Origin of the sequence: Mammaliicoccus sp. D-M19, from assembly GCF_022386695.1 — a bacterium.
In the GTDB taxonomy this organism is placed as follows: Bacteria; Bacillota; Bacilli; order Staphylococcales; family Staphylococcaceae; genus Mammaliicoccus; species Mammaliicoccus sciuri.
In genome coordinates this window covers 80917-100665 of the sequence record NZ_JAJNHW010000005.1, presented here as the reverse complement: position 1 = coordinate 100665, position 19749 = coordinate 80917, and the positions used below count along the sequence as shown (strand labels likewise).

Genomic DNA, 19749 nt, shown 5'->3' with positions numbered 1-19749 from the left:
GATTTCTTTGAAGGATTTTGATAGTTATATCCCAGGTTGGTTTCATAACTTTGTTCAATGGGGTAATGATTTAATTTGGACTCAAAACTTAATTTTCCTATTACTACTAGCTGGCGTATTTTTTACAATAAGTTCTAGAGTAGTACAACTTAGATGGTTACCAGAAATGTTTAGAGTCATTTTTGAAAAGCCTGAAACATTAGAGGATGGAAGAAAAGGTATATCTTCTTTCCAAGCATTTGCAATAAGTGCTGCTTCTCGTGTTGGTACTGGTAATATCGCAGGTGTTGCAACTGCGATTGTATTAGGTGGCCCAGGTGCAGTATTTTGGATGTGGGTTATTGCATTCATTGGTGCAGCAAGCGCATTCTTTGAAGCAACATTAGCACAAGTATATAAAGTAAAAGATAAAGAAGGTGGGTTCCGTGGAGGACCAGCATATTACATAGAACGTGGTTTAGGTCAGAAATGGCTTGGTGTTGTGTTTGCAATTCTCATAACAGTAACGTTTGCATTTGTATTTAACACAGTTCAATCTAATACGATTGCTGCTTCTTTAAATGAACAATATGAATTTTCAAATGTGATAACAGGCATTATCTTGGCTATTATTACAGCATTAGTTATCTTTGGTGGGGTAAGGAGTATTGCAACAGTATCTTCATTTATCGTTCCAATTATGGCAGTTGGATATATTGGTTTAGTTGGTTATATCCTATTTATGAATGTTGATCAAATTTGGCCAATGATTCAAAATATCGTAAGAAGTGCATTTGGTTTCCATCCTGCATTTGGTGGGGCAATGGGATTTGCAATTATGCAAGGTATTAAACGTGGATTGTTCTCAAACGAAGCAGGTATGGGTTCTGCAGCAAACGCAGCAGCAACTGCAGCAGTTAGCCACCCAGTTAAGCAAGGTTTAATACAATCATTAGGTGTATTCTTTGATACAATGATTATTTGTTCAGCAACGGCAATTATGTTGTTGCTTTACACAGATTTACAATTTGGAGCTGATGCGCCACAAGGTGTGGCCGTAACACAACAAGCACTGATAACACATGTAGGTGAATTTGGTGGTATATTCTTAACGCTAGCCGTATTTATGTTTGCATTCTCTTCAATAATTGGTAACTATTACTACGGTCAATCAAATATTGAATATTTAACTAAAAATAAATTTGTTATGTTTGTCTTCAGACTTTTAGTTGTAGCAATGGTCTTTGTTGGCTCAGTAGTACAAGTTCAAATAGTATGGGATACAGCAGATCTATTTATGGGATTAATGGCGATTATCAATATCGTAGCATTATTTGGTCTTGCAACTGTCGTATTTGAAGTTGCTAAAGATTATCGTGCACAAAGAAAGCGTAAGTTAAATCCAGTATTTAAAATTGAAAACTTAAAAGTTAACTTTAATAATATCGAAGCATGGGGTGAAAACCCTTATGCAACAATAAATAAAAAAGAAACAACAGAACAATCATCTGAAGTAAAAACAAAGTATGATGAACCTAAAGAAGATACATTTGAAAATATTAAAGATGATGTTAAAGACGAAGATAAATAAAATGAAAACGCCATGGACACGTGTCCATGGCGTTTTCATTTTATTTAAATAAGTTTGCAATTGAATTGAAGATATCTTTAATGGCATTTACAAGTTTATCCCAGAAACCTTCGTCTTGAAGTTTGTCTTTAATATCATTACCTAAATCTTCAGCTTTTTTCTTTGCATCTTTAAATTCATCAGATTTAACTAAATCATTAACATAATCTTTCGAGTTATTTATAAAATCTTTTGCATTTTCACCGCTAAAAACACCGTCTTTTTGTGCTTTATCAATAACATTAACAATCATATTAATTTGGTTATCATTAATAACGTTTGTTAAACCATTGTCTTCGATTTTTTGGTTAACGATATTTGTAATTTCATTGATTGTTACATTACCTGACTTTTCAGCTACTGCTTGTTTAGATTCTGCAATCGTTTTGTTTAATTGTGATTGAGAAAATCCTTCTTGACCTTTATTTTCTTCAGTTATTTGGTTAATTGTAGATAACTCTTCTTGAGCGACTTGTGTTCTATTTGAATCTACTTCTTCACCTTGCTCTTCAAATGCTTTGTATACACCAGCTAATGCACTTTCACCTGTAACATCTTCACTTGAAGCAATTGTTACATCAGCATCTTTAATACCAGCTGTCATTAATGCATTTTTATATGTGTCTTTTGTTACTTTTGTAATTTGACCTTGGTCTTGATTAATCGTTAAGTTAAGACCACTGCCTTTAGAAGTCTTTGTAATACGAATACTTGATTTTAAGACATCATTTGATGATTGCATATTTAAGTATTTATTTAAATCATCAGCAGTAACGTAAGTTGTCTTGTCACTGTTTTTAGTACCTAATAAGTTTGAAGTTGTATCTTTAGCACTTGTATTATTTTGTAATGCTGCACCGTAAACAGTAACGGCATTATCCCAAGCCTCTTCAGTTACCGCATGGGCTTGATGTTTCGGATATAGAATAGTAGATAATAATAAAACAGAAAGAACACTTATTATATATAGTTTTGTTTTTTTCATATGTTTGCACATCCTCAAATTTATTGATATAAAATATATCTATCATTATATTATCATCAAATGTATAATATGTAATAGGTCTTCAGAATGAGGTTTAAGATATGGGAAAATACATTATCGAAAAGGCATTAAACAATAATGTGTTAGTTGCTAATTATTATGATAAAGAAGTTATATTAGTTGGTAAGGGAATTGGTTTCGGAAAAAAACAAGGTGAAGAAATTAATACAGATTTAATCGAAAAGGTATATTTATTAGAATCTGAAAATGATAAAAATAAATATAAGCAATTATTAGATGGTACAAATGATGAAGTGTTTAGTATCGTTTTAGAAGTTGTGAATGGTATCGATAAACAGTTGGGTGGAAGTGTTAGTGAAAAGACATTAATATCTTTAACAGACCATATGTTATTTGCGATCAAGCGTATTAAAGAAGGTATACATGTTCATAATCCTTTTTTAAAAGAGACAGAACTGCTTTATCCGAGGGAATATCAAATAGCAGAAAAAGCTGTTAAAGCATTAAACGAAAAATTAAATCTACAGTTTATTGAATCAGAAGCAGGATTTATTGCTTTACATATTCACTCTGCAGAAGTGAATCATTCAATTCATGATATACACAATATAAAAGCGATTATTCAAAAAGCAATCATTATAATAGAAGAAGGCCTAGAAGTTGATATTAATAAAAATAGTATTAATTATAGTCGTTTTGTTCGGCACCTTCACTATGCGATTCAAAGAGTATTGGCAGATGAACGAATTCCAGATGCAACTAATATCGAAACACTATTGAAAGCGCAATATCCATTGTGCTATAATATATCCGTAAAGATAGTGAAGATGATGCAAACACAATTGAAGAAGCCAGTATATCAATCTGAGTTGGCATATTTAACAATGCACATCCAGCACTTTAATAATAACTTATAAATTGCGTGTTACTGATACGATCAGGCATGAGCAAATAGACTTTACCGTAATGGTAAGTTTCTTTGCTCATGCCTTTTTTCATGCCGTGATTTACGAAGTTAAACAATTAGGAGGGTATTAATTATGTTTAAAAAGTTCTTTGGACAATTGCAACGTATTGGTAAAGCATTAATGTTACCAGTTGCGATTTTACCAGCAGCGGGTATTTTACTTGCGTTTGGTAATGCAATGCAGAACGATCAATTCGTTGAAATTGCACCTTGGTTAAAATCTGATGTTATTGTCATGATAGCTTCAGTAATGGAATCATCTGGTCAAATTATCTTTGATAATTTACCATTACTATTCGCACTCGGGACAGCATTAGGTTTAGCTGGAGGAGATGGTGTTGCAGCATTAGCAGCATTAGTTGGTTACCTTATTATGAATACAACAATGGGAGTTGTTAAAGGTATTTCAATTGATGACATTTATAGCTATGCTGAAGGCGCTAAAACTTTAGGGCAAACTGCTAAAGATCCAGCAAACGCATTAGTTCTTGGTATTCCAACACTTCAAACGGGGGTGTTTGGTGGTATTATAATGGGTGCTCTTGCAGCATGGTGTTACAACAAATATTATAATATCAACTTACCACCATTTTTAGGATTCTTTGCAGGTAAAAGATTTGTACCTATCGCAACATCTGTAATAGCAATTATTGCAGGTATTATTCTTTCATTTGCATGGCCACCAATTCAAGATGGCTTAAATAACTTATCTACATTCTTATTAGATAAGAACTTAGCTTTAACAACATTTATATTTGGTATTATCGAACGTGCTTTAATTCCATTTGGATTACATCACATTTTCTACTCACCATTCTGGTTTGAATTTGGTAACTATGTAAATTCTGCAGGTGAATTAGTTCGTGGTGACCAAAGAATATTTATGGCACAAGTTAAAGACGGTGTACCATTTACAGCGGGTGCATTCACAACTGGTAAATATCCATTTATGATGTTTGGTTTACCAGCTGCAGCATATGCAATCTATCGTCAAGCTCGTCCAGAGCGTAAAAAAGTTGTCGGCGGTTTAATGTTATCTGCAGGTTTAACATCATTCTTAACAGGTATTACTGAACCTTTAGAGTTCTCATTCTTATTCGTAGCACCAGTATTATACGGTATTCATGTTATTTTAGCAGGTACATCATTCTTAGTGATGCATCTACTACATATTCAAATCGGTATGACATTCTCTGGTGGATTTATCGATTACGTATTATACGGTTTATTAAACTGGGATCGTACAAATGCACTACTTGTTATTCCAGTAGGTATTATTTATGCGTTAGTTTATTACTTCTTATTTACATTTGCGATTAAGAAGTTTAACTTAAAAACTCCTGGTCGTGAAGATAAAGAATCTGAATCACGCAATAGTTCAGTAGCAGAACTTCCATTCGATGTATTAGATGCAATGGGTGGTAAAGAAAACATCAAACATTTAGATGCATGTATTACGCGTTTACGTGTTGAAGTATTAAATAAATCTGAAGTAAACAAAGATGAACTGAAAAGTTTAGGAGCATCAGGTGTACTTGAAGTCGGTAACAATATCCAAGCTATTTTTGGACCTAAATCAGATCAAATTAAACACGATATGGCACGTATCATTTCAGGTGAAATTACGAAACCTGATGAAACAACTGTTACTGAAGAAGGCGATCAAGAAAGTGCTGCTATTTTAGCTGAAGGTGGCGCAACAATTTATGCACCAATTAAAGGTGAAGTTGTTAACATCTCTGAAGTACCAGATAAAGTATTCTCTGAAAAAATGATGGGTGACGGCGTTGCAATTATTCCTGAAACTGGTGAAGTTGTTGCACCATTTGATGGTAAATTGAAAATGACATTCCCTACAAAACATGCGATTGGTTTAGAATCTAATGACGGTGTTGAATTATTAATCCACTTCGGTTTAGAAACAGTTAAATTAGAAGGTAATGGATTTGAAATTTTAACGGAAGCTGATACAGATATTGTTAAAGGTCAACCATTAATGAAAGTTGATTTAGACTGCATTAAAGAAAATGCTGATAGTACTATAACGCCAATTGTAGTGACTAATCTTGGTGATGCTTCATTAGAAGTATTAACAACAGGTACAGTTGAACAAGGTGATAAAATATTAGTCGTTAAATAAGACTTTTATGGATGAGAAGATACATCTTCATGGTGTATCTTCTTTTTATATTCTAAATTAAACAATTATAATATTATTATGTAAACTATAAATGTAAATTTTTGTTTTTAAAGTGATTCGATTAGGGTATAATAGATTATAAATCTTTAAGAGGAGGGCTTATTTTGGAAAAAGAAAAGTATTCCAATAATACTTTTAATAAAACAACACGTTTTATGCAGTTTTTCGGTGGACGTGATATTTATTTTATTTTAGGATTATTGATTTTGATAGGGTTAACAATATTTATTTTCCAACATGTTTCATTTGTTTTTGAACCTATCGTTACAATTACGACAACTTTAATTGGCCCAATTATTGTTGCGTTTGTTGCATTCTATTTGTTTAATCCTATAATTAATTTTATGGAAAGGTTTAACATTTCTAGATTATGGGGAATCATCATATTATTATGTGTGATTATCGCAGCATTTACACTAATTGTGACGTTATTAATACCTGTTGTGCAACATCAAGTTGAGAGTTTATCTAAAAATTTACCTACATATTTCGATGAATTTAGTGATAAATTAAAAGAGCTTTCTCAAAATTCATTTGTAGCGGATTACTATACACAAGCTCAAAATTGGTTCCAACAGAACTTTAGCGATATTCCTAAGAAAATATCTAATTCAGTAGGAGATTTTAGTAATAAGTTCCAAACATTTGTATCTACAATTACACATGTTGTTGTGATCATTATTACATTCCCATTTGTATTATTCTTTTTACTTAAAGATGGCGCGAAATTCAGAAATTACTTTATTAGATTAATGCCACCAAAATTCAGAAAAGATACACATGATTTAATTGATAAGATGAATGTTCAAGTTGGTTCTTATATTCAAGGTCAAATGATTGTTGCTTTCTGTATTGGTGTATTACTATTTATCGGTTATTCAATCATTGGATTAGACTATGCTTTAACATTAGCAAGTATTGCTGCTGTGACTAGTGTTGTACCGTATTTAGGTCCAATTATCGCTATTTCACCAGCAATTATTTTAGCTGCAATTGATTCACCGTTCATGTTATTGAAACTTGCAATTGTTTGGGCTGCAGTTCAATTTTTAGAAGGACATTTTATTTCACCAAATATAATGGGTAAAACAATGCAAATTCATCCTTTAACAATTATCTTTGTATTGTTATGTGCAGGTAATTTAGCAGGTATACTAGGGGTTATTTTAGGTATTCCAGCATATGCTATTATTAAAGTAGCAGTGACACATCTCTTCACATTATTTAAACGTCGTTATAATAAGTATTATCAAGATGACTCAGGTCCATACGAGTTTAAAGATGAAGAAGTTGTACATGAAAAAGAATAAACTATAACTATAGACTGCCTTTAACTTTTTGAAGCTTAATGGCAGTCTTTTTTAAACATTTTAATTTGTATATTTATATGGTATTATTTGGGAGTATTACAAAATAAAAGAAGGTTGGAATATGAGACTATTAAATCGAAAGAAAATTTTGCCAATATTAAAAGTTTTATTTATATGTATCATATTATGCATCGTTGTCTTTGTATTGCATAATGAATTAGGAAAAATCGACTTTAAAAAGACAATCGTGCTTTTTAGAGAAATGAATACATTTTATTTTGTAGGCATCATTATATTAGGTGTACTTTCCGTTTCTGTTTTATCTCTATACGACATGATGCTAAAACAGTCTTTAAAAATTAGTTTACCAATACATAAAGTTTTATCCATTAGCTATATCATTAACACGTTTAACAGTATTTTAGGATTTGGTGGATTAATAGGTGCTGGTTTAAGAATTTATTCTTATAGAAATGACGTTGAAGATAAGAAAGATTTAGTTAAAAGTGTTTCATTGTTATTGTTATCCATGTTAAGCGGTTTAAGTTTATTATGTGTACTTATTGTATTTCGTGTTTTTAATGCGGATGCATTACTAGCTGATATTTCATGGGCTAAAATTGTCATATATATTGGCAGTTTGTTTCTTCCTTTATTTATAGTTGTGTCGTATTTGAAACCTTCTATAAGTCGAGACAGACTGCTTGGATTTAAATTTACAATTGTATCTGCACTCGAATGGATTGCGGCGAGCTACTTATTATTTGTCATTTTGAAAGCATTACATATTCATGTAGACTTTGCTCACTTAGTTGGGATATTTGTTGTTGCAGCCTTATCAGGATTAATTAGTATGATACCCGGGGGATTTGGTGCATTTGATTTAGTGATCTTATTAGGTATTAAGTCGCTTGGTGTACCTGAAGAAAAAGTATTATTAGCGTTGTTACTCTATAGAGTTGCTTATTACTTCTTCCCATTTATTATAGCACTTGGTTTATCTACATTTGAATTTGGTAGTATCGCTAAAAAATACATCGAAGAAAGTAAATTCTATACACCAGCAGTTGATACAACATCATTCATAAAGTCTGTACAGAGTGATTTTATGACCAAAGTACCAACATTGGCGCTAGGTTTGTTATCAGGTATTACAGGATTTGTACTTTATTTTAATCACATTTTAATCTTATATGATGCTATTTACTCACATCATTATACTTTTTATTCAATCTTATTAGCACTTCATACAGCTTCTACACTTATGTTACTTATTTGTGCTAAAGGCGTTATGTCTGGTACGATGCGATCTATTCTCATGAGCATAATTTCTGTCATCGTGATGTTAGTCGTATCTATATTAACGAATAGTACAATCATTGCATTTTTATGGTTAGCGATACTATTAGTATTATTATTTATCGGCTACAAAAATGCGCTCGTTGTCAAAAAGATTGTTACACCTATGAAAATAGTTTTAAGTGGTATATTAATTTTAACAATGTTTATTTTCAATAGAATTGTCACTAAAAATTATTTGAATTTATATCCACATGAAGTCACTAAATTTGATAAATATGCTGTGTTTACAATGTTCTTAATTGCACTTGCGATCTTATGTTTAATCGGTATGTGCATAACATATATACTCTCAAAAAGATTCCAAAAAAGTTTATATACAAATGCTACATATGAAACGATACAGTCTATTATCGACCAAAATCAAGGTTCATATGTGAGTCACTTAGCATTTACAGGAGATAAATCATTTTATGTTAATAAAGATGAAGATGTCTTTATTATGTATCGACATAAGATGAATGCAGTTATCGTGTTAGGTGATCCAGTCGGTAACTCTGATAAATATCATGAAGTATTAAAAGAATTTTATGATCAAATGCATTTTTTAGGTCATGATATTATTTTCTATCAAGTACAAAGTAAATTACTTTCTTTATATCATGATTATGGAAATGTCTTTTTCAAATTAGGAGAAGAAGCACTCATAGATCTCGAAACATTCAGTTTATCTGGTAAGAAAAAACGTGGTATGCGTGCAACTCATAATAAAATAGCATCAGAAGGCTATCAATTTGAAATAATAGAAGCGCCATTTGCACAAGATGATATCAACATGTTGAAATCTATTAGTGACGGCTGGTTAGGTGACAAGAGAGAAATGAGCTTTTCAGTTGGGTCATTTGATGAAAATTATTTAAATAAAGCACCAATCGCAGTTATAAGAAATGATAGCAATGAAATAGTAGGTTTCTGTTCATTAATGTATACAAATTATAATGATTCCATATCCGTAGATCTAATTAGATGGAACAAAGAAGTAGAACTACCAATGATGGACGCTTTATATATCCATATGTTGTTATGGGCACAAGAACAAGGCTACAAACAATTTAATATGGGAATGGCTACGTTATCCAATGTAGGACATAATCAATACGCATATTTAAGAGAAAAATTTGCAGCAAAAGTATTCGAAAATATGAATGGACTATATAGCTTCCAAGGATTACGAAATTATAAACAAAAATTTTATCCAGAATGGGAACCAAGATATTTAGTATATCGTAAATATAGTTCACTATTATGGAATTTAATAAGAGTATCTTTAACAATTAATCATAAATAAAAACCCAAAACCACTTGTAAAAAAGTGGTTTTGGTGTTTTTAGTTAAATATCACTTTTATTCATTAATAGAATATACTTAATGCGGAATATAGGATCAATAATGACATAACAGCATTAAAAATATAATGATATTTATTGAGATATCTTTTTAAGTAGTGTCCTAATACGCCCCATGCAATAAGGCAAGCCCACCCAATAATAATAGTTAGTAGCATATATATATGGTTTGTTATTGGAATTAGGGATAATAAAGACACCTAGTAATGTGATGTAAAATAATAATGTTTTCATATTTAAAATTTGTAATAAAAATCCAGATTTAAAAGTAGAATATACATCACCAATTTCATCGTTTTTACTAGCAGTAAACGTTTTATAGGATAGATACAATAAATATACAAATCCAAATATTTTCAGTGTTTGTTCAACTGCTTCAATATATTCTTCAAATAAGTATAAACAAATAGAAGCTAAAATAGCTAAAAATAAAAAACCTGCTAATATACCAAGTATAAATTTTTTTGCACCTAATAAACCATGTTTCTTTGTAGAATTCATAATAAAAATATTACTTGGACCTGGCGTAATAGATGTTACAAAAACATAAATTAAAAACGCAGACATGTTCTTCACCTCTATATAAATTTTAATGTCTTTTTGGTTATAAGTGAAATTAATGTTATTATTAATACATTAATAAAATTAATAGGTGATTGAATGAATATAAAGCAGTTAAAAATTTTAAAGACACTTATAGAAACGAAGAGTTATACAAGAACAGCAGAAATACTAAACTATACGCAATCAAATGTATCTCAACAAATTAATCAGTTGGAAGCAGAATTGAAAAATGAATTATTTATATACTCAAATAAAAAATTGATTGAAAGTGAGTTTCTTTTAAAAATATTGCCTTTAGTTAATGACTATATTTCGACACACGATCAAATTATTAAATTATCGAACGAGGACATGACTAATAAATTAAAAATAGCAGCACCCGAATCACTAGTTACAACAGGATTAAGTGAAGTTATAAAAATATTTTTAGAAAAATTTCCAAATACAGAATTTGATTTACTTAATAATACTTGTAGCAAAAATCAAGCATTACTTATGAATGGTGAAGTAGATATAGCTTTTGTGATCAATACTGGAATCCAAAATAATGCAATACAAAAACATAAATTAAGTGATGATGAAATTGTTATTGTGGCACATCATTCTGCTCCAGATACATTAGATGAGTTGTTAAGAAGTAAACGATATAATCATTTTGTAATAAATGAAAAAGATAGCACTTATCGCACAATGTTTGAAGACTTTTTAAGTAGTAACTTAATGGGAGTTTCTAAAACAACAGAATTATGGAGTATAGATGCAATTAAGACATTTTTGATAGATGAAATGGGCTTTAGTGTTTTGCCATATCGAACTGTAGAGAAAGAAATATATTCAAATAAGCTGAAAATCATAGAGGGAAATGAGCAATTTCCTACTTTTTATTCATTTGCTTTAACAAAGAAGAAAAATTGGAATAACAATCTCATTGATTTATTTATTCAAGAATCGAAATTATATATGGGAAGAAATAAGAAAAAGGAGGAGATAAAAAAATGAAAATAGAAGGAATTGATCATATAGTTTTGACTGTTTCTAATATTGAAGCGACATTGGATTTTTATAGCAACATATTAGGTATGGAAATTATTGAATTTGGTGAAAATAGAAAAGCATTAAAATTTGGGAATCAAAAAATCAATCTGCATAGACAACATAATATCATTAAACCAAGAGCTAATAACCCAATGGCAGGTTCAGCTGATATTTGTTTAATAACTAAAACTAGTATCGAAGAAGTTGTATCTCATTTAAATAAACATAACGTTAAAATTGAGTTAGGACCAATTGATAAAGTTGGTGCACTCGGTGATATTAATTCTATTTATATTAGAGATCCAGATAATAATTTAATAGAAATATCAAATTATAAAAACTAAAACATAAATTTATTTAATACAAAAAAACTTTCATAACAATCCTTGGAAAAAGGGGTTATGAAAGTTTTATTTATTATTTAATTAACACGTGTTTCTTTAATGCGTTTATACCATAAGTATAGGACGTATAGTACTGCTATCGCGATGATTACAATAAACACTTTAGAATACATACCTACATATATGAGAATTTGATGCCAATGATTGCCTAGCATTTTACCGAGCATGATAAGAAATATATTCCACATACCTGTACCGATTGCTGTTAAAAGTATAAATACGGGTAAGTTCATTTTAGTTATACCGGCTGGTAATGAAATGAGAGTTCTGACAATTGGGATAAAGCGTCCTAAAAAGATAGCCCAATGTCCATATTTATCTAACCATTGAATGGTCTTATCTAAGTCTTGTGTTTTGATACCTATATATTTGCCACGTTTATGTATAAATTTATATAAACGTTCTTCTCCTATAAGAGCACCAATGCTATATAATACAAGTGCTCCGAGTACGGCGCCTAAAATTGTAAGTAAACATACAATTATGATATTCAACTCTGACTGTGAAGTCATAAAGCCTGCAAATGTTAATATGATTTCAGAAGGGAAGGGGTGTATTACATATTCTAAAAATACGAGTATGAAGACACCGATATATCCATAATGCGTCATAAAATCAGTAATCCATTGTTCCATAATGTTCTCCTTTTATATCTTAAATACTGATAGATGTTATATAAAAATAACAGTATAGCATAATTGTATACGATACTGTTATGCTATACTTGTTTATTTTAAACTTTGTCTAATTGTTTGTTCTTCTTGATATCTTTCAGGATTCTTCTTATAGAAATCTTGATGATAATCTTCAGCTTTGTAAAAAGGTTTATATGGTAATAATTTTGTAACGACTGATTTTCCTTCTGGTAATTCTTTATTTAATTGTTCGATATACTGTTCAGCAAGTTTCTTCTGATCATCATTTGTATAGAAAATAGCTGTTTCATATTGTGTACCTCTGTCTTGGAATTGTCCATGAGCATCAGTAGGATCAATAATTGCAAAATATATTTCTAGCAGTCTATTATATGAGAATAAAGCTACATCATATTGGATTTCGACAACTTCATAATGTCCGGTATCACCCTTTTTTACTTCTTCGTATGTTGGATTTTCAGTAGTTCCACCCATATAACCTGAAGTCACTTTATCTATTCCTTCATATTGGTCAAATGGCTTAACCATACACCAAAAGCATCCTCCTGCAAAATACGCTTTATTCATATTCATGATATTTTTACCATCCTTTATTCAGTCTCAAGTCTTATTTTTAAGTTAGCTTTGCAATTTTTCTTGATTTTTAGTATATAAATTGGTTAACTTAATGTATGAGTCTCATTATAATATAATTAGACTCAATTTTGAAGATAAAAGGTTGGTAACAATGACTTCGCATAATCAATCAGAAACTGAAGATAATCGTCAAACGAATATACCTACAAGAAGAAAAAAGCGTAGAATTAAAAAAAGACCTTTTATTTTCTTAGGTATCATCTTACTTTTAATTGGACTTGGATTTTACATTAATGCTTCTTATAAATCTGGTTTGAAAGTTTCATCAGATAATGGTAAAAAGCAGCAATTACATAAATTCAATAGTACAACGCGGAATGATGGTAAAGTAAATGTGCTCGTATTAGGTGAGGACCGCAAAGTAGATAATTCACAACCTAGAACAGACTCAATTATGATTGTTCAATACGATTACTTGAAAAAAGATCTCAAAATTGTATCTGTCATGAGAGATATTTATTCAGAAATCCCAGGTGGCTATCGTAATTATAAGATTAATACTGCATATTCATTAGGCGGACCTGAATTATTACGTAAGACATTGAAGAAGAACCTTGATATTGATCCGGAATACTATGCAATTATCGATTTTGATGGATTTGAAGAAATGGTCGATGAAATTGCACCTAAAGGTGTTCCAATCGATGTTGAAAAAGATATGTCTGCCAAAATTGGTGTTTCTTTAAAACAAGGGCAACATAATTTAAACGGGAAAGAATTATTAGGTTATGCGCGCTTTAGACACGATGAAGAAGGTGACTTTGGTCGTGTTAGAAGACAACAACAAGTCATGACTGCACTAAAATCAGAAATGATGAGTGTAGATTCAGTTGTTAAAGCACCGAAATTAGCTGGTATTGCTAGAGGTTATGTTAATACCAATTTAGATGATCAAACAATTTACAAAACGGGAGCTAGCTTCTTAGCTAGAGGCGATAAAGATATTAAGACGTTAACAGTCCCTGTTAAAGGTTCTTATACAAATGAGAATGATATTGAAAATGGGGCAGTATTAAAAATCGACAAAGAAAAAAATAAAGAAGCAATTAAGAAATTTCTTAACGATTAATCATTAAGGAAACTAAAAAAGCAATAAATGGTCACTTTGACCATTTATTGCTTTTTATATAATTATATAGTTCTTATGAATCAGATTTACGTGTACCAGCAACACCGTAGTGTTCAGGTTTCATTTCTTCAATAATGACATGAATATTTTCTTTTGGTGCTTTTGCATTTTGATGAACAGCTTCTGTAACATCTTTTACAAGACCTTTCAATTGTTCATCTGATCTACCTTCAATTAATTTAATGTTTACGATTGGCATTATAAACGCTCCTTATTATATTGAATATTTGCTGAAGGACCACTATCTCCATTCCAGTCTGTTTGACCGTCATCTTCTATGAATTCTATGTTCACATCTTCAACATGAGATAAGTCTAACAATTTTAATATAATCCGTTTTCTGATATCTGACAACTCTTTAAGTGTATAATTGTGATTAACTTCTAATAAACATTCTATATGAAGTGCTTCTCCTTCTTTAATAACAGCAAGTCTTTTAATATCACTAATTGCTTTGTCGTCTAATATGACACGTGAAGCATGTATTTCAGATTCATGATCTGCAATACCAAGAACGCCTTGTGCATTTTCAATAAAGATAATACCCACAACTATAAACATCATCACACCAATGATGACTGAAGCAATACCTTCTAACATACCTAAACCTGTTAATCTTGCAATAATGATTGAGAGAACGGCAATAATACCACCGCCAGTTGCGACAGTATCTTCCATGAATACTAATTTTGTTGCAGGTTTAGCTTTACCAATCAGTAAATAACTTTTAGTAAATGGTGTCAGTAATCCTTTACTGCTTTCACCAGCTTCCTCTAAGATTTCTTTACCAGCTTTTCTTAAAACACTACCTTCTAAAATAATACCGATAGCTAAAACAGCAATATTAATCCAGAAAAATAATATTGGTCCACCAGTTTCATTTGGATGGACAATATGGTGGAAACCTTCTTTAACTGTCTCATAAGATAAAATACCTACAATAATAACAGCTATTAAACAAACGAGGTTAATTAATCTTCCATATCCAAGAGGGAATTTTTCATTCGGACTTCTTTTAGAAAATGCTGATCCTAAAAATACAAAAAGTTGGTTTGCTGCATCACCAAAAGAGTGCATCATTTCAGCAAACATAGCGATGTTTCCTGTAAAGATAAAAGCGAATAACTTTAAACAACCTAAAATAAAGTTAACAACTGCAGCAGAAAGCGAAGACTTGCTTCCTTTTTTAAGTAAATTAATGAAAGCTTTCATAAAAAACTCCTTTAAAATATTTTTGTTTTGATTATACCACTATAATACCCAATTTTATTATAATATAAGTATTTTTATGTAAATATCATAATAATATTATGTAAACTATAAAGGTCAATTGAAATTTTTTAAACCATCATTTAGGGAATGTGTTATACTATTTATATAGATATATTAATTAAGTTATACTAATACTCGACTATTTTAATGTAACTTAATAATAAAGTTAACTTATTACACATTGTGCACTTGTTGTCACTTTTTAAATGAAAGTATAAGGTTTATAATAGTAGTAATACATAGATTAATTCATACAAATTATTCATTTGTATATTTTTTATGGACATATATATAGTCGAAATGGTTAATATTGAAAGGGGCTCTGTAGTTAATTATGAATGCTTTACATAAGAAAACAGATGTAATATTAATTGGTGGAGGCATTATGAGTGCTACTTTAGGTACAATGCTTAAAGAATTATCACCAAACTTAGAAATTAAATTATTTGAAAAATTATCAAAACCTGCTGAAGAAAGTTCTAACGAATGGAATAACGCGGGAACTGGTCATTCAGCATTATGTGAATTGAATTATACTAAAGAAGAGGCGGATGGTTCAGTTAATATTGATAAAGCAATTCAAATAAATGAACAATTTCAATTATCAAAGCAATTTTGGACATATTTAGTAAATAAAGGTAGTTTAACAGATCCACAATCATTTATTCGTCCTGTACCACATATGAGTTTTGTGTATGGAGACAAAAATGTACAATTTTTGAAAAATAGATGTGATGCATTATCAAAAAATCCATTATTCACTGGTATGACGTTTACAGATAATTTTGAAACGTTAAAGCATTGGATGCCGCTTATGATGGAAGGGCGTTCTCAAGATGAAAGAATTGCCGCAACTAAAATTGAATCTGGTACGGATGTAAACTTTGGGAATTTAACGCGCTCATTATTAAGTGACTTAAAAGACCAAGGTGTTGAGTTAAATTATAATCATTCTGTTCAGAATATTCGAAGAAATGAAGACAATTCATGGCAATTAAAGATTTATAATGCCGAAACTAAAAAGGCTGAATACCATAATACTCAATTTGTATTTATCGGTGCTGGTGGCGGTAGTTTGCCACTTTTACAAAAGACAGGTATTAAAGAAGCTTCTAATATTGGAGGTTTCCCAGTTAGTGGTTTATTTATGGTATGTAATAATGAAGAAATTATTGCTAAACATGACGCTAAAGTATACGGTAAAGCAAAAGTCGGAGCGCCGCCAATGTCAGTACCACATTTAGATACTAGATACATTGAAGGTAAACGTTCATTATTATTTGGACCATTTGCTGGATTCTCGCCTAAATTCTTGAAGACTGGCTCTAACTTAGATTTATTTGGTTCAGTGAAACCGAATAATATCTTTACGATGTTATCAGCTGGTTTAAAAGAAATGGGATTAACGAAATATTTAGTAGAACAAGTCTTATTGTCAGATGAAAAGCGTTTAGAAGAACTAAAAGAATTTATACCGACTGCGAAGTTAGAAGATTGGGATATCGTAATCGCTGGTCAACGTGTACAAGTCATTAAAGATACTCAAGAAGGCGGAAAGGGTACATTACAATTTGGTACTGAACTTGTAACAAGTGAAGATGGCTCTATTTCTGCGTTATTAGGTGCCTCTCCAGGTGCTTCTACTGCTGTACATGTTATGTTGCAGTTACTTGAAAACTGTTTCCCTAATGAATTTGTAAACTGGGAAGATAAGATTAAACAAATGATACCTTCATTTAGAACAAACTTATCTGATAATCCTGATTTATTTAATGAAATTAATTCATCAACTTCGAAAGCATTAGGTTTATATAAGTAAGATTTAGTTGAATATTGACGATTGTTAAAAAATTATCTACTATAATTAAAAAATTCTCTTTAATCACTTTAAATTTTAGTTTAATCGGGTTAAACTATCTTTAATGAAGATTAAGGGGGATTTGTATTATGTTTGAAAAATTACTTACCTCTATAGGTGTCGGTAATCTAACAATCGATACGCGTTTAGAAAAGATGACTTTTAATGAAGAAGAACCCATTAAAGGTAAAGTAATATTTAAAGGTGGGTCATGTGATTTAGAAGTTAAATATATCGAATTGTCCCTTATTGAACGTGTCAATAATCAAAATGAGGATAGTGATTTTTCGGAATTTGATTATGAATTGCATAAGCATAAAGTTAATCAATCCTTCTTGATTAAGAAGAAAGACCATCAAGAATATGAATTTGAATTTAAATTAGAACAAATTGAATTCAAAGGTGAACCAGATGAAATATATTTAAAGACACATGTTCATATCGATCAGTCAATTGGCGCTGATGATGAAGAAAAATTAAGTATAGTACGATAATTAATAATCAAGTCTTACAAAGCTGACCTATAAGAGGTTAATGCTTTGTAGGGCTTTTTTATTTAGACAAATAAATCTCTTGAAATAGAACGTATGTTCGTATATAATGATGATACAAACAAATGTTCTAGGAGGTGATGTGATGTACAATTACAGTGATTTCCAAGAGAGATATATTTTATGTTTAAGTCTTCATAACTTTTTTGCGAATGTGTCATGTGTTTCTAAAGGTATTAACCCAAATGAAAATAAATTAGCTGTTATTTCCGATACGAAAAGGCAAGGCGCCATTGTTATTTCTGCTACTGAGCCATTGCAAGAATTAGGAATCAAGACTGGTTCAAGACTATTTGAAATACCACATAGAAATGATATCTTTATCATCAATCCAAATATGAAACAATATATAAACTATGCAAATACTATTTATAAAGTATTGCTTAATTATGTACACGCAGATGATATCCAACAACATCGTGTAAATGAAATTTTCATTGATGTGACAGATTATTATAAACAATATTGTGATAAACCAAGTGAATTTGCTGCTAGAATTCGAGCCGAAATTGAACAAGAAACGCAATTGAATTGCCATATAGGTATTGGACCGAACATGTTGCTGAGCAAGTTGGCTTTAGATACAGAATCTTATCAACATGATCAATCAATTGGATTATTAAATTATAGCGATATAATGGATAAAGTGTGGCCGATACATCCGTTGCATAAAGTATGGGGCATAAATAATCGATTAGAAAAGGAATTAAATGAGCTTGGTTTATATACTGTTGGAGATTTAGCACGTTATCCAGTTAATAAATTAACACAATTATATGGCACTATGGGTAAGGAATTGAATCTAATCAGCAATGGTATAGATACTAATATCTTTAGGGAAACTCATAGTATTTATAATCCGGACATTAAATGTGAAGTAGCGTTTGAAAAACAATATCAATATTATGAAATGAAAGAAATTATACTTCAACAAGTGGAACGTTTAACGAAACAATTAAGATCTAGAAATTTATTAGTTAAGACAATTGCTTTTTCACTGAAAAGTAATGCCAATACAATCTCTAAATCTTATACTTTAAAAGACGGCACGAATATTACGATGGATATATTTAGAGTAATCTGGAGTTTTACAGAACAGTTATGTGATAAACATGAGCAGTATTCAGCATTAAATATTTCACTTACGCAACTCGTGCCAGAACGAGCTCGTGAACTGAATTTATTTATAGATACATTTGAGCGAGAACGTGATGAAGCATTAGCATTGCTTGCAAATGAACAAAGTGACAATAACACGTATAGAAGACAAGATGAAAGTAGACAGAATCTAGTCGATCATAGATGAAATACAGAAAATAATCACTATGTGTTGAAAATGTAAATTTTATTAACATTTGACAAACTCTTTGCACATTTATATACTTATTTTGATTAACAATCAAATATGGGGAGTGGTGCATGGTGATTAAACAAGTTACACCTTATCTTTACTTTAACGGAACTTGCGAGGAAGCATTAGCATTTTATAGTGAAGCATTAGATGGAAGTGTAAGAGAATCACAAACTTATGGTGATGCAGGTGTAGATGCCTCCGAAGATCCAAATAGAATTATACATGCACAATTAGAAGTTAATGGTCATTTATTTATGTTTTCTGATACCCCAAATGATGATGATTCACTTCATAAGAATCACAATATATATATTGTTTTAGAATTTGAAACAGAAGAACAAATTAATGAAGTTTATAATATTTTTAAAGAAGGTGGACAAGTTCAAATGGAACTTGGACAAACTTTCTGGGGTCAGACATATGCGAAAGTAATCGATCAATTTGGTATAGGTTGGGATTTAACTTATACTCATCAATAAAATAAAGTATAAAG

The 19749-nt window shown here is 30.6% G+C and carries 18 protein-coding genes; 12 read left to right on the top strand and 6 right to left on the bottom strand.

Annotated elements, in window-relative coordinates:
* Positions 1–7: 7 nt before the first annotated feature.
* Positions 8–1570, top strand: coding sequence for a glutamine transporter AlsT (alsT, locus tag LQ675_RS10870; protein WP_239727972.1), 1563 nt, complete (start codon positions 8–10; stop codon positions 1568–1570).
* A gap of 40 nt (positions 1571–1610) precedes the next feature.
* Here alsT and LQ675_RS10865 read toward each other — a convergent pair whose 3' ends face one another.
* Complete coding sequence (locus LQ675_RS10865; RefSeq protein WP_048543115.1) at positions 1611–2594, bottom strand: DUF1002 domain-containing protein; 984 nt, start codon at positions 2592–2594, stop codon at positions 1611–1613.
* Positions 2595–2695: 101 nt separating this feature from the next.
* Between LQ675_RS10865 and glcT the strand changes: the two genes are divergently transcribed.
* The 4 genes from glcT to mprF all read left to right on the top strand — a co-directional run bounded on the left by glcT (position 2696) and on the right by mprF (position 9739).
* Entirely contained in the window at positions 2696–3532 is an 837-nt protein-coding gene (gene glcT / locus LQ675_RS10860; protein WP_239727971.1) for a glucose PTS transporter transcription antiterminator GlcT, read from the top strand.
* A 123-nt stretch (positions 3533–3655) separates the two neighbouring features.
* On the top strand, positions 3656–5722 hold the full coding sequence (gene ptsG / locus LQ675_RS10855) for a glucose-specific PTS transporter subunit IIBC (RefSeq protein WP_107601883.1): 2067 nt from the start codon (positions 3656–3658) through the stop codon (positions 5720–5722).
* Positions 5723–5937: 215 nt separating this feature from the next.
* The gene (locus LQ675_RS10850; RefSeq protein ID WP_217994727.1) at positions 5938–7092 is read left to right on the top strand and encodes an AI-2E family transporter; all 1155 of its coding nucleotides are present in this window, start codon (positions 5938–5940) and stop codon (positions 7090–7092) included.
* A 121-nt stretch (positions 7093–7213) separates the two neighbouring features.
* Positions 7214–9739 (top strand): bifunctional lysylphosphatidylglycerol flippase/synthetase MprF, encoded by a 2526-nt coding sequence (gene mprF / locus LQ675_RS10845; RefSeq protein ID WP_107610306.1) that lies wholly within the window; start codon positions 7214–7216, stop codon positions 9737–9739.
* Between the two features lie 133 nt (positions 9740–9872).
* Here mprF and LQ675_RS10840 read toward each other — a convergent pair whose 3' ends face one another.
* Positions 9873–10364, bottom strand: coding sequence for a LysE family translocator (locus LQ675_RS10840; RefSeq protein WP_239727969.1), 492 nt, complete (start codon positions 10362–10364; stop codon positions 9873–9875).
* Positions 10365–10457: 93 nt separating this feature from the next.
* Between LQ675_RS10840 and LQ675_RS10835 the strand changes: the two genes are divergently transcribed.
* Both LQ675_RS10835 and LQ675_RS10830 read left to right on the top strand, forming a co-directional pair.
* On the top strand, positions 10458–11360 hold the full coding sequence (locus LQ675_RS10835) for a LysR family transcriptional regulator (protein WP_107601880.1): 903 nt from the start codon (positions 10458–10460) through the stop codon (positions 11358–11360).
* The gene (locus LQ675_RS10830) at positions 11357–11740 is read left to right on the top strand and encodes a VOC family protein (RefSeq protein WP_107601879.1); all 384 of its coding nucleotides are present in this window, start codon (positions 11357–11359) and stop codon (positions 11738–11740) included. Before LQ675_RS10835 ends, LQ675_RS10830 begins: the two co-directional genes overlap by 4 nt.
* A 77-nt stretch (positions 11741–11817) precedes the next feature.
* Here the strand turns inward: LQ675_RS10830 and LQ675_RS10825 are convergent, their stop codons facing one another.
* Positions 11818–12435 (bottom strand): DedA family protein, encoded by a 618-nt coding sequence (locus tag LQ675_RS10825; protein WP_048543107.1) that lies wholly within the window; start codon positions 12433–12435, stop codon positions 11818–11820.
* Positions 12436–12528: 93 nt separating this feature from the next.
* Positions 12529–13029: a peptide-methionine (S)-S-oxide reductase MsrA gene (msrA, locus tag LQ675_RS10820; protein WP_037587960.1), complete on the bottom strand. Its 501-nt coding sequence runs from the start codon at positions 13027–13029 to the stop codon at positions 12529–12531.
* A gap of 154 nt (positions 13030–13183) precedes the next feature.
* Here msrA and LQ675_RS10815 point away from each other — a divergent pair, with 154 nt between their 5' ends.
* Positions 13184–14161, top strand: a complete 978-nt coding sequence (locus LQ675_RS10815) for an LCP family protein (protein WP_048543105.1) — start codon at positions 13184–13186, stop codon at positions 14159–14161.
* A gap of 73 nt (positions 14162–14234) precedes the next feature.
* Here the strand turns inward: LQ675_RS10815 and LQ675_RS10810 are convergent, their stop codons facing one another.
* Positions 14235–14420: a 2-hydroxymuconate tautomerase gene (locus tag LQ675_RS10810; RefSeq protein ID WP_037560206.1), complete on the bottom strand. Its 186-nt coding sequence runs from the start codon at positions 14418–14420 to the stop codon at positions 14235–14237.
* Positions 14420–15433, bottom strand: coding sequence for a cation diffusion facilitator family transporter (locus tag LQ675_RS10805; RefSeq protein ID WP_048543103.1), 1014 nt, complete (start codon positions 15431–15433; stop codon positions 14420–14422). The genes LQ675_RS10810 and LQ675_RS10805 overlap by 1 nt, the downstream gene beginning before the upstream one ends.
* Before the next feature lie 394 nt (positions 15434–15827).
* On the opposite strand from LQ675_RS10805, the gene mqo reads away from it, so the two are divergent.
* From mqo to LQ675_RS10785, 4 genes are all read left to right on the top strand, one after another.
* Positions 15828–17312: a malate dehydrogenase (quinone) gene (mqo, locus tag LQ675_RS10800; protein ID WP_119649007.1), complete on the top strand. Its 1485-nt coding sequence runs from the start codon at positions 15828–15830 to the stop codon at positions 17310–17312.
* Positions 17313–17440: 128 nt separating this feature from the next.
* Positions 17441–17845, top strand: a complete 405-nt coding sequence (locus tag LQ675_RS10795; RefSeq protein ID WP_048543099.1) for a sporulation protein — start codon at positions 17441–17443, stop codon at positions 17843–17845.
* Between the two features lie 142 nt (positions 17846–17987).
* Positions 17988–19208, top strand: coding sequence for a Y-family DNA polymerase (locus LQ675_RS10790; protein ID WP_239727967.1), 1221 nt, complete (start codon positions 17988–17990; stop codon positions 19206–19208).
* Positions 19209–19321: 113 nt separating this feature from the next.
* Entirely contained in the window at positions 19322–19735 is a 414-nt protein-coding gene (locus tag LQ675_RS10785) for a VOC family protein (protein WP_172965064.1), read from the top strand.
* Positions 19736–19749: the final 14 nt, after the last annotated feature.